This window comes from Sphingomonas faeni (assembly GCF_024273235.1).
In the GTDB taxonomy this organism is placed as follows: Bacteria; Pseudomonadota; Alphaproteobacteria; order Sphingomonadales; family Sphingomonadaceae; genus Sphingomonas; species Sphingomonas faeni_A.
This window is the reverse complement of sequence record NZ_JANBVH010000001.1, coordinates 49868-65823: the sequence shown is the minus strand read 5'-3', so window position 1 is coordinate 65823 and position 15956 is coordinate 49868. Positions and strand designations below refer to the sequence as shown.

Genomic DNA, 15956 nt, shown 5'->3' with positions numbered 1-15956 from the left:
CTGCTATGCTGACCCCAGACCAAGCCCGCGACCGCGCCCACGACATCGTCCAGCGCGCGAGGGCAGCCGGCGCCGACGCCGCCGACGCGGTCTTCGCCGCCGACGCCGCGCTCGACGTGTCGATCCGCCTCGGCAAGCTCGAGGATATCGGCCGCTCCGAAAGCGAGGATCTCGGCCTGCGCGTGTTCGTCGGCCAGCGCTCCGCCAGCGTCTCCACCTCCGATTTGTCGACCGCCGCGATGGACGCGCTGGTCGACCGCGCGGTGGCGATGGCGCGCGAAGCCCCCGAAGATCCCTGGGCAGGGCTCGCCCCCGCCGACCGCCTTCTCCACGGCATCGTCCCGATGCTGGGCCTCGACGACGGCGGCGAAGCCAGCCCCGAGCAACTCCGCGACGCCGCCCTCGAAGCCGAGGACGCCGCCCGCGCGGTCCCCGGCGTCTCGAACAGCGAAGGCGGCGGCGCCAGCGCCTCGCGCAGCGTCTGGGCACTCGCCACCAGCCACGGTTTCGCCGGCGCCTATGCCGCAACCGGCTACGGCGTCTCGGCCAGCGTCCTGGCAGGCGAGGGCGGCAATATGCAGCGCGATTACGCGCACCACAGCGCTCGCCTCCGCGCGCATCTCGAATCGCCCGAAGCGATCGGCCGCCGCGCCGGCGAACAGGCGGTCGCGAGGCTCAACCCCGGTCGCCTCGTCAGCGGGCCCACCACGATCGTCTACGACCGTCGCGTCGGCGGATCGCTGGTCGGCCACATGCTCGGCGCGATCTCCGGCCAGGCGATCACGCGGAAGACCAGCTTCCTGCTCGATTCGCTCGGCAGCCAGGTTTTCGCGCACGGCATCACCATTCGCGACGATCCGCACCGCCCGCACGGCCTGCGCTCGCGCCCGTTCGACGGCGAGGGCCTGCCCGTCTCGCCGAGCGACATCATCGAGGACGGCATGTTGGAACGCTGGCTGCTCGACTCCGCCTCGGCACGCCAGCTCGGCCTCGAGCCGACCGGCCACGCCGCCCGCGGTGTCGGCGGCGGCCCCGGCGTGGCGACCAGCAACGTGTTCATGGAGCCGGGCCATGTCCCGCTCGAAACGCTGATCGCCGACATCACGTCGGGCGTCTACGTCACCGAATTGATGGGCGGCGGCGCGAACGGCGTGACCGGCGACTACAGCCGTGGCGCGGCCGGCTTCCGCATCGAGAACGGCCAGATCACCACGCCGGTCGCGGAGTTCACGATCGCCGGCAACGTGAAGGACATGTTCCTCGCGATGACGCCCGCCAACGACCTCGAGTTCCGCTACGGCGTCAACGTGCCGACCCTCCGCGTGGAGGGCATGACGGTGGCGAGTGGCTGACCGCCGCCGCCGCGGGCCGGAACGGTCGCCGGAATGGCTGCGCGCGATGGCCGACGCGGTCGCGAAGATCGCCATGGAGGCCGGCGCGATGGCGTACGACCGCTTCGACACCGATTTCCAGCGCTGGGAAAAGACCCCCGGCAGCCCGGTCTGCGAACTCGACATCGCGATCGACCGGATGCTCAAGTCCCGCCTGTCGACGCTGCTGCCCGAAGCCGGCTGGCTCTCCGAGGAAACCGCCGACAACGCCGACCGCCTCGCGCACGACCTGCTCTGGGTGGTCGACCCGATCGACGGAACGCGGGACTATATCCGAGCCCGTCCCGGCTGGTGCGTCTCGATCGCGCTGGTCGACCGCGGCCGCCCGGTGATCGGCATCCTCGACGCTCCCACGCGCGGCGAACATTGGCGCGCCGTCGCCGGGCAGGGCGCCACCCGCAACGGCGTGACGCTCCGGACCGGCACCCGCACGGAATTCGCCGGCAGCCGCACCCCCGTCGACGCCCTCCCCAAAGCCGACCGCGACCTCGTCATGGTCCACAAGCCCAACTCGATCGCCCTACGCATAGCAATGGTCGCCGCCGACGAAGCCGACCTCGTCGCGACGCTCCGCTGGGGCAACGAATGGGACATCGCCGCGGCCGTGCTGGTCGCGAGCGAAGCGGGGGCGACGGTGAGCGATGCGCTCGGCGTGCCGCTGGTGTTCAACAAGCCGCGACCGCAGGCATTTGGTGTGTTGGCGTCTACGCCTGGAATCCACAAGTCGGCAGTAGGCCGCTTGGCCGATCGCGCGCGTAATCTACTGACTTGAAATTGCTGTCTTTGGTGCAAAAGCACTTCGCTCAAGCGCCTTAGGTGATAGAAATGGCGGAATTGGATTGGTTCCGAAATGCTTATTTATAAAGAAGTCCTGCGCTTTATTTCGTGCAATTACGCAGTGCTGAGCTCGTTGGACCACAAGTTTGTTCATTATTCGAACCGTCAATTTCGGTTGTAGAGAATCTGCGATAGCTTTTATTCGATCGTTAGCTGCGGCAATCAGTAGCTTTGTAGGGCTGAGTGGCATTGCAATGTGGCCATCATTCGTTTCAAGTGGAACAAGCACCACAGGATGATCTGAAAGCAGGAGACCGTGATCCGCTGTTGAGCAGTCGAATATCTTCCAAGGCAATTTCATGATGTGCCGCGTTGTTCGGTCACTCCCGATTGCGTCAGCAAACATTCGGAAAGCGCTCTCTTTCGCTTCATCCGGGTTGAGCATTTCAAGAAACTCGGTAGCAGTCTCAGGCATCCCAGGTTTGCGCATAGAAGCGTACTTTTGAGAAATATCGGTGTTTCGCCATATCTGTTCGAGAGAAGCCAGCACACCGGTCATTTGGTATGGCGTGCGCATTAGCATGGTCCGCAGGAACACAGCCCAATTACTACGGACAACATTGTCACGGAGCGCCGCTTGATCCGATATCAGCGCTTCGAGTGCGCTTGCGCCGGCATCGTCAATTTTTTTGAAGATAGCCCACTCAAGCGCCTGCGCGTCCCACTCATCCATCTCAGCTCTCGGGTGCCGGTATAAATCTTCTTGAAAACCGGCTGCGCTTGGGAAAACACGGCGGCGGATCACGGCGCCATTGATGCGTTCGTACCTCTCCACCTGCTTGTCCTCTCCAATCCATTTCCGTTGATAGAACTCCGGTATGTAATGATGACGACGGGGAGGATTTTGCATCATCAGCCTTTAGTAGCTTACTAAATCTGGTCACCTGCATCAGGTTGCCAGTGCTTTACTGGATCGGCTCAAGCGGTAGTGCTGAAATTATGTCAATCATTGAGAACGCTGTGCATACCGTCGCTGCGCATAATGAATGATCTATACATCTACTGGAAGCAATAATCGGGATTGCAATAAGCGCTTGCCCTTCGTCCGGCTGGTCAGGTGGAAATGCAGGCATCGGTCGCAGCGATAGGCCCTGAGAGGGACGCGGCCGGCTTGCGCTACGGTGAGCGCGTCGCGTTCGGACACGAACCGTGCCTTGCGACGGCATACGCTGAGCCGGGTGCGTTTCACCCGCTCACTCCTTGTACTTCATCTCCAGGAAACGCCCTCGAGTCGACAGATTGTCGAGGTCGCTCTGCGCCAGCCGCGCGGTCATTTCGCCGATTTCCTGTTCGATCAGCTTCAGCCCGTCGACCAGTTCGGCGTCGGGCGTGCGGCCGTTGCGCGGGGTGGTGCGCAGCGACGCCGGGACCTTTTCGTAATCCTTGACGAAGGCGGGCAATTGTTCGCCGATCAGTTTGCGCACGTCGACCGCTTCCTGCGTGTTCGCGTCGAGCGTCGCGAGTTGCGGCGTCAGCGTTTCGAGCCGCAGGCCGATCCGGTCGACCAGCGTCATCGCCGGCGCGGGGAGGGCGGGGCGTTGCGCCTCCAGCCAGCGTTCGGTCTGCGCCGGCAGCGCGCGGATATCGACCGCGGCGAGCCGCTCGGGCGTCGGCGCGCGTTCCGCGGGCCAGACCGCGAACAACACCGTAGCGGCGACCAGCAGCGCCATCACCAGCATCGCCCCGCCGATCCCGAGCGGCAAGATCCAGCCGATCACCATCGCCGCGATCACGATCGACACGTCGGCGATCGCGATCCGGGTCAGCCGCTTGCCGATCGCCTGCGTCTGCCGCGCCCGTCCCCGCGACGGCACGCGCCCGATGACGGTGCCCGTCCGGTCGTCGGAAATGCGCGACCAGGAGGCGCGGGCGCTGGCGATGGCGTCGTCGACTTCGCTCACGAGGGTTACATCGCCTCCAGCTTGAACGGACTGGCCGACGGTCCGCCCAACTGACCCTGCGTGGCCCCCTCGGCACGCGCGATATAGCCACGAGATTTGTCGACCTCGTTCGACAGCGCGCCGACCGTCACCTTCATCGAATCGAGCGCCTTCAGCTTGAACACGTCGATCGCGTCCATCGTGTCGTAGATATTCTGGAACGCGCGTTGCAGCGTCTCCAGCGGGATCGTCGCCGACGCCGCCTGCTCGTGAATTTGCGCGGTCTGCGACTTCAGCAGCTTGCCGGTCGAATCGATGATGTTCGCGGTCGTCGTGTTGAGCGCGGTGATCTGCTCCAGCACCAGCTTCTGGTTGGTCAGCGCCTGCGCCACCGTCACCGCGGTGCGCAGCGCCGAGACGGTCGTGGTCGAGGCGCGATCGACGCCCTTCACCAGCTCGACATTGTTCTTCTTGACCAGATCGAGCGCGAGATACCCCTGCACGGTCACCGCCATCTGCGTCAGCAGGTCCTGCGTCCTCTGGCGCGTGTAGAACAACGCCGTCTCGCGGATCGCCTTAGCCTTGGCGGGATCGGAGTGATCGAGGTCGTTCGCGACGTCCTCGAGCTTTGCGTCCATCGTCTTCGACAGATGGATCATCTGCTCGAGCCGACCCATTGCCGCCCACAGGTTCGCGCGCTCGGTATCGATCGCGGCGTTGTCCATCAGCAGCTCGTCCTTGCCCGAGCCGAGGCTCTTCAGGATCTGCGCGATATGCGTCTGCGACGATTTATAGCCGTCGAAATAATTGCGCATCTTGCCACCGAACGGGATGATCCCGAACAGCTTCTGCGGCGCGGTCAGATTGCCCTTCTTGCCGGGATCGAGATCCTCGACGACGCGGCGCAGCTCGGCGAGGTCCTTGCCGACGCCGGTCTCCTGATCCATCGCCTTGACCGGGCGATCGAGGAAGCGGTTCGACTGGCCGGCGGCCTCGCGGATTTCCTTCGCGCCCATCGCGGTGATCGCATCGACCCGCTTGCCGAACTCCGGTGAATTGACGTCCTGCGCAACGAGATCGGTGACGAACCCCGACACGCGCTCCTCGAGTTGCGACTTCACGCCGGCATCGACCGGCACCAGTCCGGCGGCCTTTGAGGCGGCCACGGTCGGCACCGGATCGGGCGGGGTCAGCACCAGGCCCGGCTCTTCGTTCAGCGTCTCGGGTGTCGTGGCCATGCGTAATCTCCGTTCGTTGGGACATGGTGGCTGCAACCCGCCCCGCGTTCAAGTGGCGTATATAGATAACACACCCGACTTGCCAACCTCGCCTTGAAACCAAGGGACGGCGTCGACAGCTTGGGGCCGACATCACAGGAGTTCCAGCATGCGCGCCATCGGCTACACCCAGTCGCTCCCGATCGACGATCCGCAGTCGCTCGTCGATCTCGACATCGCCAAGCCCGAGGCGACCGGCCGCGACCTGCTGGTCGAGGTGAAGGCGGTGTCGGTCAACCCGGTCGACACCAAGATCCGCCAGCGCCGCGCGGATCCCGACGGCAAGCCGCAAGTGCTGGGCTGGGACGCATCGGGCGTCGTCGTTGGGGTCGGTTCGGACGTGACGGGCTTCGCGGTCGGCGACGAGGTGTTCTACGCAGGCGCGATCGACCGGCCCGGTACCAATGCCGAATATCATCTCGTCGACGAGCGTATCGTCGGCCACAAGCCGCAGTCGCTCGACTGGGCGCAGGCGGCGGCATTGCCGCTGACGTCGGTCACCGCATGGGAGACGCTGTTCGACCGGCTCGACGTGCGCAAACCCGTTGCCGGTGCGGCGAACGCGATCCTGATCATCGGCGGGGCAGGCGGGGTCGGCTCGATCACGATCCAGCTCGCGCGGCAGCTCACCGACCTGACCGTGATCGCCACCGCCTCGCGCGACGAGACTCGGCGGTGGGTCGAGGAGCTCGGCGCGCATCACGTGATCGATCACCGCAGGCCTCTCGCCGCGCAGGTCGAGGCGCTCGGGCTGGGGGCTCCGGGGTTCGTGTTCTCGACGACGCATACCGACGAGCACATCGCCGAGATCGCGACGTTGATCGCGCCACAGGGCCGCCTCGCGCTGATCGACGACCCCAAGACGCTCGACATCGTGCCGCTCAAGCAGAAGTCGATCTCGGTGCATTGGGAGCTGATGTACACGCGCTCGCTGTTCCAGACCGCGGACATGGGCGAGCAGGGGGTGTTGCTCGACGAGGTCGCGCGGCTGGTGGATGCCGGCACGATCCGGACGACGCTTGCGGAGAATTTCGGGAAGATCGACGCGGCGAATTTGCGGCGGGCGCACGAGCGGATCGAGAGCCATACGGCCAAGGGTAAGATCGTGCTGGACGGGTTCTGAGCCTTAGACACCACCCAGGCGAAGGCCGGGGCCCAATTGGGGAACGTCACTAACGGATGGCAGCACGTCATTGTTACCACCTTCCCAATTGGGCCCCGGCCTCCGCCGGGGTGGAGAGTACGTGGGCTTTCCTATTACCGCACCTCACGATCCTCCCCCGCAAGGGGGAGGTGGCAGGCGTCAGCCTGACGGAGGGGGAGGTAGGCGACCACGCCGGTTCCGTGTCCTCCCCCTCCGTCACCTTCGGCGACACCTCCCCCTGGCGGGGAGGATTGCGATATCCCCTCTGGCGCCCCGGCAAACACGCGATACTCTACATCATGCTCCGCCCGCTGATCCTCGCGCTCGCCCTGCTCCCCGCCGCGGCCGCCACGAATCGTCCCCCGCCTGCCGACCCGCTCACCGTCACCCTCCACACCGAAGACGCCGACCGCTTCGCGACCCTTTTCGCCAAGACCAAGGGCAAACCCACCGCCGCGCAACTGAAGCGCGACTATCTCGACAAGGGCAGCTTCGGGATCGGCGTCTTCACCCCTGGCCGGATCGTCGACGCCGACAATCTCGCGCGCGCCATCGCCGCCAACCCTGCCCGCTACACGCAGGCGATCAAGACCTGCCTCCCCGCCGCCAAGACCGCCACCGCCGATCTCCGCGCGATCTATCTCGGCCTCCACGGCGCACTCCCCGACGTGAAGCTTCCCCAAGTCTATATAGTCTTCGGCGCGAACACCTCCGGCGGTACGGCGAAGCCCGGCGCACAGGTGCTCGGCCTCGAAGTCCTCTGCCGCATGTCGCCGACGCCCGAGAAACTCCGCCAGACGCTCCGCCATTTCTTCGCACACGAGACGGTGCATTCCTTCCAGCAGGACGCCGGGATGACGCTCGCCCGCGACCCCCTGCTCACCGCGATCCTCGTCGAGGGCGCGGCCGACTTCATCGCGCAGCTCGTCACCGGCGAGGAACCCGACGCCGTCCGCGCCGCCTGGGCCACGCCACGCGAGGCCGAACTCTGGCGCCAGATGCAGGCCGACATCGCGCTCACCCGCAAGCTCACCGACAAGGACGACCCGGAGGAAGGCTCACTCGAAGCCAAGGCGTATGCCCGCTGGATCGGCAACTACTCCACCCCGCCCGCCGGCTGGCCGCCCGAACTCGGCTACTGGATGGGGCTGCGGATCTGGCAGCGCTACTACGCCGCCACGCCCGACAAGCACGCCGCGCTGAGGGCAATGCTGGCGGTCCGCGATCCTCGTGCCATTCTCGCCGCCGGAACATACAAGCGCCGCGGAGGTTCCCTCTAAAGGCGACGAAATCCCGCTGCGTCTTCCCGCGGCGCAACAATTACGCTATGGCGCGCGCCAACCCCGTTCCTCGATTAAGAGAATACATTCATGAGCCTCCGCAACGTGGCGATCATTGCGCACGTCGATCACGGCAAGACGACGCTGGTCGACCAGCTCTTCCGCCAGTCCGGCACCTTCCGCGACAACCAGCGCGTCGAAGAGCGCGCAATGGATTCGAACGACCTCGAAAAAGAGCGTGGCATCACCATTCTCGCCAAGCCGACCTCGGTCGACTGGACCCCTCCCGGCGAGTCCGAGAGCATCCGCATCAACATCGTCGACACGCCCGGCCACGCCGATTTCGGCGGCGAAGTCGAGCGCATCCTGTCGATGGTCGACGGCGTCGTCCTGCTGGTCGATTCGTCGGAAGGCGCGATGCCGCAGACCAAGTTCGTCACCGGCAAGGCGCTCGCGCTCGGCCTGAAGCCGATCGTCGTCGTCAACAAGGTCGATCGTAACGACGCGCGCATCCAGGAAGTGCTCGACGAAGTGTTCGACCTGTTCGTGTCGCTCGACGCGAACGACGACCAGCTCGACTTCCCCGTGCTCTACGCATCGGGTCGCAACGGCTATGCCTCGACCGACATGGACGCGCGCGAAGGCACGCTGATCCCGATGTTCGAGACGATCGTGAAGCACGTGCCGCCGCCCGCCGTGGAAGTCGCCGGCGTGCCGTTCACCTTCCTCGTCACGCTGCTCGACCGCGATCCGTTCCTCGGCCGCGTCCTCACCGGTCGCGTCAATTCGGGTACCGTGAAGACCAACCAGCCGATCCACGCGCTGAACAACGACGGCAAGATCATCGAGACCGGGCGCGCCTCCAAGATCATGTCGTTCCGCGGTCTCGACCGCGTGCCGGTCGACGAAGCCAAGGCCGGCGACATCATCTCGCTCGCAGGGCTTTCGGTTGCGACCGTGGCCGACACGATCGCCGACATCACGGTGACCGAGCCGCTGCATGCGCAGCCGATCGATCCCCCCACGCTGTCGATGCGGTTTGCCGTGAACGATTCGCCGATGGCAGGCCGCGAGGGCACCAAGGTGACGAGCCGCATGATCCGCGAGCGCCTGTTCCGCGAAGCCGAGTCGAACGTCGCCGTGAAGGTGACCGAGGCGGCCGACAAGGACAGCTTCGAAGTCGCCGGCCGCGGCGAGCTTCAGCTGGGCGTGCTGATCGAGACGATGCGCCGCGAGGGCTTCGAGCTGGGCATCTCGCGTCCGCGCGTGCTGTTCGGCGAGGACGAGAACGGCAAGAAGACCGAGCCGTACGAGACCGTCATCATCGACGTCGACGAGGAGCATTCGGGCACCGTCGTCGAGAAGATGAACACCCGTAAGGCCGAGATGACCGACATGCGTCCGTCGACCGGCGGCAAGACCCGCATCACCTTCTCGGCGCCGTCGCGCGGGATGATCGGCTATCATGGCGAATTCCTGTCCGACACGCGCGGCACGGGCATCATGAACCGGCTGTTCGAGAAGTATGGCCCGCACAAGGGTCCGATCGAGGGTCGCAAGAACGGCGTGCTGATCTCGAACGGTTCGGGCGAGGCGAACAACTACGCGCTGGGTCCGCTCGAAGAGCGCGGCATCCTGTTCGTGGGCCACGGCGAGGCTCTCTATGAGGGCATGATCGTCGGCGAGAACGCCAAGCCGGACGACCTCGAGGTCAACCCGATGAAGACCAAGGCGCTGACCAACTTCCGCGCGAGCGGCGGCAAGGACGACCAGGTCCGCCTGTCCCCACCGAAGCGCGCGACGCTGGAGCAGGCGATCGCGTACATCGACGACGACGAGATGGTCGAAGTCACGCCGAAGTCGATCCGCCTGCGCAAGCGCTTCCTGGACGCCAACGAGCGCAAGCGCGCGAGCCGGGCTAAGCAGAGCGCGTAAGCCTGGCACGGCGAAGCCGGCCAAGCTTACAAGCTCGGCCGGCCTCGCTCAGGCGAGGTCCGACGACGCGGCTTTGCCGCGGCGCGCTGGCTAGGAAATGCAGAAGGGCCGGGGGGAAACCTCCGGCCCTTTTCGTTCGTGCGTGAAGATATGACCAGCCCAGCTTTTCCCCCTCCCTGGAAGGGAGGGGCCGGGGGTGGGTCGGCTTCCGCATTATCGAACGCCAGTGGCTAAAGCCGACCGACCCACCCCCAACCCCTACCTTCCAGGGAGGGGGGAGCGGCGCCCTCCACGGTGACGTGGCGAATCAAATCTAGTCTAGGAAACTAAAGGTTCCTCACCCACCGATAGAGGAAGAGACGCCGAAGGCGGCGAAGGTGAGGGCAAGGCGCGCCACCGCCCGAAACAGCGCGCAATCAGGCAGCAGTAATCCGCCCGCCCCGCTCCAACATCTCGCCACTCGTCACGATCACCCGATCCCCCAGCTTAACCTGCCCGAAGATCAGTTTCGCAAACGCGGTCGGCACGCCCACGCAGCCATGCGTCGCATATTTCCCCTCCATAAGCTTGCTGCCATGGATCGAAATCCCGTCATTGGTCAGCCGCAGCATGTACGGCATCGGCGCGCCGTACAGGTTCGACACATGATGCGCGTCCTTCTGCGTGACCGTGAACACCCCCAGCGGCGTCGGCTTCTCGTCCGCGCCGTAGATCACCGCCGCCGTCCCGATCTCGTACCCCGCGCGAAAGATCGACAAGGTCTGCGCGACGAGGTCGACGGTGATCACGATCGGCCCCTCGGGCACGCCCTCCGTATCCCAGTAATAGGCGCCATGTCGCAGCGGCTCGGGCACATCCAGCACCCGCTTCACGACATACCCCTCGTCCGGCTCCGCCGCGGCCATTATCGGCGCGGGCTTCGGCACGGCTTTCGGGGCAGGCGGCGCGACCTGCGCCCTGGCCACCCGCGCCGGCGCTTCCGCCGCCCGCACCTTTACCGGCGATCCCGACAAGGCCAGCCCGCCGATCAGCACGGCACTACCCCCTAGAACGGCAAAGGCGATCGATCGCATCGTCATGGTTTTGCGCATGGCGCCACCCTATCCCAAAATCGTGAACGAAGCCCAGACGTGCGCCGCCACCGGGTGTCCCTGCGCGGGACCACACAGTTATACCGTGGGTTAACAGCCCGTTCCGGCGCAGTTCAGACCGAATCGCCTAGAGCCTGAAACACGGTCGGACACTTATGCGTTTGTCTCAGGCGGACCGGGCGTAACTAGTAACGGAGTTCGGATGATGAACGGATTTTTGAAGAAGGCAGGTTTGGGCGTGGCCCTCGCAGCGACCGCGCTGACGGCGGCGGTACCGGCCGATGCGCAGCGTTGGGGCCGTGGCGGCTATGGCCGCGGCTGGCATGGTCATCGTGGCGGCGGCAATGCAGCCGGTGCGGCAGTGCTCGGCGGCATCCTCGGCTTGGGTGTCGGCGCAGCGATCGCGAGCAGCAACAATCGCAACCGCTATTACGACCGCGGCTATTACAATGGCGGCTATTACGCGCCACCGCCCGTGGCCTATTACAACCCGCCGGTGCGAACCTATTACCGCGAGGATTATCGTCCGCGGTGCTGGAACGAGTGGCGCGTCGATCCCTATTACGGCGACCGGGTATCGGTGCAGGTCTGCAGCTGATCCCAACACACCAATCGCAAGGAGGCGTCGGGAGCAATCCCGGCGCCTCTTTTGCGTTCCATGCTTATTCCTGGCGCGTGCTTTTTTCTGGCGCGGGGCAGGCGCTTGCCGCTAGACGCGCGACCATGACCGACACGCCCAACACGCCCGAGACCGAAGCCGCCGTCACCCCGGCCGCAACCGGCGACACGCCCCCCGATCGCCTCTCGATCAACCAGCGCAGCCCGTTCTTCCAGCAGGACCTGCTCGAACGCGGCATCGGCATCCGCTTCAAGGACAAGGTGCGCCACGACGTCGAGGAATATTGCATCTCGGAAGGCTGGATCCGCGTCGCGCTCGGCAAGAAGGTGGATCGCAACGGCAATCCCCTGACGTTGAAGCTGGTAGGGCCTGTAGAGGCCTGGTTCGAACGGCCGGCAGCTACGGACGAAGCTGAGGGCTAACCTGATCTTCCCCCCTCCCTGAAAGGGAGGGGCCGGGGGTGGGTATGCCGCTTGTGCCGCAACCGCCTGAACACGCGGAACCCGACCCACCCCCAACCCCTCCCTTCCAGGGAGGGGAGCAAGCACGTCCCGACGCTCGGTCGGGACTTCTCAACAGCGGATAGCTGAACCCGTCATTCAGCCAAATCCGCTCACCCGCCAAATCCCGTAGTTGTGGCCCGATGCCGGCATCCTGACCAAATCCCGTCGCCCTGACCCAATCCCGCCGCCACAGCCAAGTCCCGTCACCCCAGCCAAGTCCCGTCACCCCAGCGAAAGCTGGGGTATCCCGTTTGGCGGATGCTGCAACCCGAACGGGGAGATCCCGGCTTTCGCCGGGACGACGGATGGAGAAACGGAAGTTGGCCGGTGCACCAAATCCCGTCACCCCAGCGAAAGCTGGGGTATCCCGTTTGGCGGATGCCGCGACCCGAACGGGGAGATCCCGGCTTTCGCCGGGACGACGGATGGGGAAACGGAAGTTGGCCGGTGCACCAAATCCCGTCACCCCAGCGAAAGCTGGGGTATCCCAATTGGCGAACGCAGCGACCCGAATGGGGAGATCCCAGTTTTCGCTGGGATGACGGCGGGGTGGTGACGAAGGCGAGAGCGAGAACTGGACGTAGAGGCTTAAGCCTCCACCCCCTCCAGCGCCTCGCTAGCCTCAAGCCACTTCGCCTCGCTGGCCTCCAGCTTCGCGTTCACCTCTGCGCGACGCTTGCTCAGATCCCCCATCGTCATCCGCGAAAACCGCGGCTCCGCATTCGCCGGATCGACCATCGCACGATCGAGCGCGTTCCGCTCCTTGGTGAACTTCGCGGTCTGCTCCTCGATCTCGCGCAAAGCCTTCCGCAACGCCGCGTCGTTGCTCTTCGCATCCGCCGCAGCCTTCTTCCCCGCCTTCTTGTCGGCCTTCGACGCCGCATCGCCCTTGCCGCTGTCGCCCTTCAGGACGAACGCGATGTAATCGTCGAGGCTGCCGTCGAATTCCTTCGCCGTCCCGTCATCGACCAGCACCAGCCGGTCCGCAGTCAGTTCCAGCATGTGCCGGTCATGGCTGACCAGCACGACCGCGCCGGTATAGGCGTTGAGCGCCTGCACCAGCGCCTCGCGGGCATCGACGTCCAGATGGTTGGTCGGCTCATCGAGGATCAGCAGATGCGGCGCATCGCGCGTGATCAGCGCCAGCGCGAGGCGTGCCCGCTCGCCGCCGGACAGCTTGCCGACCTTGGTCGTCGCCTTATCGCCCGAGAAGCCGAATCGCCCAAGCTGAGCCCGCACTGCGGCCGGCGTCGCGCCCTTCATCAGGTGCGACATGTGCTCGATCGGCGAATCGGTCGGATCGAGTTCCTCGACCTGATACTGGGTGAAATACCCGACCTTCATCTTGCCCGATGACGACATCTCGCCGTCCATCGGCGTCAGCTGCGCCGCCAGCAGCCGCGCAAGCGTGGTCTTGCCGTTGCCGTTGCGCCCGAGCAGCGCGACCCGGTCGTCGGGATCGAGCCGCATGTTGAGCCGCTTCAAAATCGGCACGTCGGCATAGCCAACCGTCGCCATGTCCAGCGTGATCAACGGCGGACGCAGCTCGGTCGGGTTGGGGAAGCCGAACGACAGCGTCGGATCGTTATAGCTCTCGGCGATCGGCTGCATCTTCGACAGCATCTTCTGCCGCGACTGTGCCTGCTTCGCGGTCGAAGCGCGCGCGGAATTCTTCGCGATATATTCCTGCAGCTTCTCGCGCTGCACCGCTTGGTTCGCCCGCGCCGCCTCGATCTGCGCGAGACGCTCGGCACGCTGCCGCTCGAACGCGTCGTAGCCGCCGGGATACAGCGTGATCTTGCCGCCCTGCAGATGCAGGATGTGATCGACCACGTTGTTGAGGAAATCGCGCTCGTGGCTCACCACCACGATCGTCGCCTTGTAGCCCTTGAGGAAGTCCTCCAGCCACATCACCGCTTCGAGATCGAGATGGTTCGAAGGCTCGTCGAGCAGCAGCAGGTCCGGCTGCGAGAACAGCAGCGCGGCCAGCGCCACGCGCATCTTCCAGCCACCCGAAAAGCTGTCGAGCGTGCGCGCCTGCATATCCTCGTCGAACCCGAGCCCGAGCAGGATCTGCGCGGCGCGCGCGGGCGCGGTATAGGCGTCGATCGCGATCAGCCGCTCGTACACGTCGCCGAGCCGGTCGGGATCCTCACTCGTCTCGCTCTCGATCATCAGCGCGGCGCGCTCCAGATCGGCTTCGAGCACGGTCTCGAACGGCGTCTTCACACCGTGCGGCGCTTCCTGCGCGAGGTAGCCGATCCGCGCGCCCCGCGGCATGTCCGCCGAGCCGTCGTCTGGCTCCAATTGCCCTGCGATCACGCGCACCATCGTCGACTTGCCCGCGCCGTTGCGCCCGATCAGCCCGACGCGCGAGCCCGGCGGCAACGCGGCGGTGGCGCCATCGAGGATAACGCGTCCGCCCAGGCGCACCGTGATATTGTTCAGGTTCAGCATGCGCGAGCCGTTAGCAGATGCAGCATGGTTTTGCGAGGGTCGGGGGAAGGGCGCGCGCAAGCCCGCCAAGGTCGAGCCGCGCCCCCCTCCCTGAAAGGGAGGGGTAGGGGGTGGGTAGGCCGGTGTGAGCCACGACGGACGGACCACGCGGAACCCGACCCACCCCCGGCCCCTCCCTTCCAGGGAGGGGAGAAGACGTTCCAGCCAACCGGGGTGTCACCCTGCCGGACGTAGCTTGAACGGGCTTCCGGAGGGTTGCGCAGCGTTTGCGCGGGAGCAACAAGAAGGAGAGTTTCCCTCCTACCACCACCCCGGCGAAGGCCGGGGCCCAAGTGGAAAGGCCGTCGTGATGAGGCGCGGTCCGCCGTTGACGCCGTCCCCCAACTGGGCCCCGGCCTCCGCCGGGGTGGTGCTGTGGGTAGGTTAGGTCTCGTCAGAAACGATCGCGTCCGCGCCTTCACCGCCGCCAAGCAGCGCCGAAGCCCGGCCACCAACGTGAACCCGGACCCCCGAAACCAGCCGCGTAGGCACAATCGCCGCACCCGCCATCGTCGAGCCAGCGCGCGGCACCCCCCGGTGTACCGTCACCCCATGCACCGCATCGTCCGGCCCCGCACCCAAGTCCGCGGCGATCTCCCGATTGCCATAATGCACCGAAACGCCGGCAACCTGCGCCGCCACCGTCGCCACGCCACCACCCGCAAAACCACTCCGAACTCCAGGCTCCACCCCAGCATAAGCCTGCCGAAACGTGAGCGCCTGCTCCAGCGCCCCCTGCCAGCGGTAAAACACGTGCGCCCCGACTGTCGTGATCCGCGCCAGACTCGACGCCCACCACGGCAAAATGCTCGTCGTATGAAACGACGTAGCCGCCCCGACCGGCGCATACACGCTCCCGCCAAGCGCCGCCGCCGCAACCGCGCGCGCGCGGTCCCAAGCCCCCAATTCCCGCGGCCGGTTCATCGAACCATCGCACGTAAAGCTGAACTGGCACCCCGTTCGCCGCTTGGCCCCCTGATACACGACCCCGCAAACGCTGTTCGGAAAGGCCCGGTCGCGCACCCGGTTCAACACGACCTGCGCGACCGCCCGCTGCCCCTCCACCGACTGCGACCGCGCCTCATAATACACCGCCGCGGTCAGGCACTCCGCCGCCCGGCTTGCGTCGTCTACGGAGGTCGAAGTCACAAAGGGCGGCGCAACGAACGCCGCCGCGACCGCAAAAGGAGCATCAGGCGCGGCGGTCGCGATTTTCGCCGAAATATCATCCGGCACATGCAGCGCCATCCGTTGCAACAGAGCGCGTGAATTGCGCTCCGGCTGAACCCGGGCGACCGCCGCAGGCCGCTCGGCCGGCACGCACGATGTCGCCATCACCAACGCGGGCAGGCTAATCAGCGCGTGGCGGTAAAGGCCGAAACCCGAGTTCTTCATTCCCCCGCCCTAGGACGCGGGGGTTTAGGGACTGGTTAATGCGCTCCCTCAATCCTCCCCTGCAAGGGGAGGTGGCAGCCCGCAGGGCTGACGGAGGGGTATCACGCT

General features: G+C 65.7%; 13 protein-coding genes. 7 read left to right on the top strand and 6 right to left on the bottom strand.

From position 1 onward, the window contains the following. The first annotated feature begins 5 nt into the window (after nt 1–5). On the top strand, nt 6–1352 hold the full coding sequence (locus tag NLI89_RS00280; RefSeq protein WP_254685152.1) for a TldD/PmbA family protein: 1347 nt from the start codon (nt 6–8) through the stop codon (nt 1350–1352). Between the two features lie 46 nt (nt 1353–1398). After that, a complete protein-coding gene (locus tag NLI89_RS00275) occupies nt 1399–2163 on the top strand; it encodes a 3'(2'),5'-bisphosphate nucleotidase CysQ (RefSeq protein ID WP_254685280.1) in 765 nt (254 codons plus the stop codon). On the opposite strand, the gene NLI89_RS00270 is transcribed toward NLI89_RS00275, so the two are convergent. The 3 genes from NLI89_RS00270 to NLI89_RS00255 all read right to left on the bottom strand — a co-directional run bounded on the left by NLI89_RS00270 (nt 2152) and on the right by NLI89_RS00255 (nt 5346). After that, complete coding sequence (locus NLI89_RS00270; protein ID WP_254685151.1) at nt 2152–3081, bottom strand: DUF4238 domain-containing protein; 930 nt, start codon at nt 3079–3081, stop codon at nt 2152–2154. The genes NLI89_RS00275 and NLI89_RS00270 overlap by 12 nt on opposite strands. Nucleotides 3082–3421: 340 nt before the next feature. After that, nucleotides 3422–4129: a hypothetical protein gene (locus NLI89_RS00260; RefSeq protein ID WP_254685149.1), complete on the bottom strand. Its 708-nt coding sequence runs from the start codon at nt 4127–4129 to the stop codon at nt 3422–3424. 5 nt (nt 4130–4134) lie between these two features. Next, nucleotides 4135–5346, bottom strand: coding sequence for a toxic anion resistance protein (locus tag NLI89_RS00255; RefSeq protein ID WP_254685148.1), 1212 nt, complete (start codon nt 5344–5346; stop codon nt 4135–4137). Nucleotides 5347–5494: 148 nt separating this feature from the next. Here NLI89_RS00255 and NLI89_RS00250 point away from each other — a divergent pair, with 148 nt between their 5' ends. The 3 genes from NLI89_RS00250 (at nt 5495) to typA (ending at nt 9744) form a co-directional block, all read left to right on the top strand. Continuing rightward, nucleotides 5495–6508 (top strand): zinc-binding alcohol dehydrogenase family protein, encoded by a 1014-nt coding sequence (locus NLI89_RS00250; RefSeq protein WP_254685147.1) that lies wholly within the window; start codon nt 5495–5497, stop codon nt 6506–6508. A 320-nt stretch (nt 6509–6828) separates the two neighbouring features. Beyond that, on the top strand, nt 6829–7809 hold the full coding sequence (locus NLI89_RS00245; protein WP_254685146.1) for a DUF2268 domain-containing putative Zn-dependent protease: 981 nt from the start codon (nt 6829–6831) through the stop codon (nt 7807–7809). A 90-nt stretch (nt 7810–7899) separates the two neighbouring features. Next, nucleotides 7900–9744, top strand: a complete 1845-nt coding sequence (gene typA, locus NLI89_RS00240) for a translational GTPase TypA (protein ID WP_254685145.1) — start codon at nt 7900–7902, stop codon at nt 9742–9744. A gap of 416 nt (nt 9745–10160) precedes the next feature. On the opposite strand, the gene NLI89_RS00235 is transcribed toward typA, so the two are convergent. Then, complete coding sequence (locus NLI89_RS00235) at nt 10161–10835, bottom strand: L,D-transpeptidase family protein (protein WP_254685144.1); 675 nt, start codon at nt 10833–10835, stop codon at nt 10161–10163. A 205-nt stretch (nt 10836–11040) separates the two neighbouring features. Here NLI89_RS00235 and NLI89_RS00230 point away from each other — a divergent pair, with 205 nt between their 5' ends. Both NLI89_RS00230 and NLI89_RS00225 read left to right on the top strand, forming a co-directional pair. Further along, entirely contained in the window at nt 11041–11433 is a 393-nt protein-coding gene (locus NLI89_RS00230) for a hypothetical protein (protein WP_248522655.1), read from the top strand. 125 nt (nt 11434–11558) lie between these two features. Continuing rightward, nucleotides 11559–11876, top strand: coding sequence for a DUF3297 family protein (locus tag NLI89_RS00225; RefSeq protein ID WP_254685143.1), 318 nt, complete (start codon nt 11559–11561; stop codon nt 11874–11876). Between the two features lie 669 nt (nt 11877–12545). Here the strand turns inward: NLI89_RS00225 and NLI89_RS00220 are convergent. Together NLI89_RS00220 and NLI89_RS00215 are read right to left on the bottom strand one after the other, a co-directional pair. After that, nucleotides 12546–14414: an ABC-F family ATP-binding cassette domain-containing protein gene (locus NLI89_RS00220; RefSeq protein ID WP_254685142.1), complete on the bottom strand. Its 1869-nt coding sequence runs from the start codon at nt 14412–14414 to the stop codon at nt 12546–12548. A gap of 423 nt (nt 14415–14837) precedes the next feature. Continuing rightward, nucleotides 14838–15848: a cell wall hydrolase gene (locus NLI89_RS00215; RefSeq protein WP_254685141.1), complete on the bottom strand. Its 1011-nt coding sequence runs from the start codon at nt 15846–15848 to the stop codon at nt 14838–14840. Between the last annotated feature and the right edge of the window lie 108 nt (nt 15849–15956).

Coding starts and splice junctions, on each gene's coding strand:
- NLI89_RS00255 (WP_254685148.1), bottom strand. CDS start 5,346: ATGGCCACGACACCCGAGACGCTGAACGAAGAGCCGGGCCTGGTGCTG.
- NLI89_RS00215 (WP_254685141.1), bottom strand. CDS start 15,848: ATGAAGAACTCGGGTTTCGGCCTTTACCGCCACGCGCTGATTAGCCTG.
- NLI89_RS00245 (WP_254685146.1), top strand. CDS start 6,829: ATGCTCCGCCCGCTGATCCTCGCGCTCGCCCTGCTCCCCGCCGCGGCC.
- NLI89_RS00235 (WP_254685144.1), bottom strand. CDS start 10,835: ATGCGCAAAACCATGACGATGCGATCGATCGCCTTTGCCGTTCTAGGG.
- NLI89_RS00225 (WP_254685143.1), top strand. CDS start 11,559: ATGACCGACACGCCCAACACGCCCGAGACCGAAGCCGCCGTCACCCCG.
- NLI89_RS00280 (WP_254685152.1), top strand. CDS start 6: ATGCTGACCCCAGACCAAGCCCGCGACCGCGCCCACGACATCGTCCAG.
- NLI89_RS00230 (WP_248522655.1), top strand. CDS start 11,041: ATGAACGGATTTTTGAAGAAGGCAGGTTTGGGCGTGGCCCTCGCAGCG.
- NLI89_RS00275 (WP_254685280.1), top strand. CDS start 1,399: ATGGCCGACGCGGTCGCGAAGATCGCCATGGAGGCCGGCGCGATGGCG.
- NLI89_RS00270 (WP_254685151.1), bottom strand. CDS start 3,081: ATGATGCAAAATCCTCCCCGTCGTCATCATTACATACCGGAGTTCTAT.
- NLI89_RS00220 (WP_254685142.1), bottom strand. CDS start 14,414: ATGCTGAACCTGAACAATATCACGGTGCGCCTGGGCGGACGCGTTATC.
- NLI89_RS00250 (WP_254685147.1), top strand. CDS start 5,495: ATGCGCGCCATCGGCTACACCCAGTCGCTCCCGATCGACGATCCGCAG.
- typA (WP_254685145.1), top strand. CDS start 7,900: ATGAGCCTCCGCAACGTGGCGATCATTGCGCACGTCGATCACGGCAAG.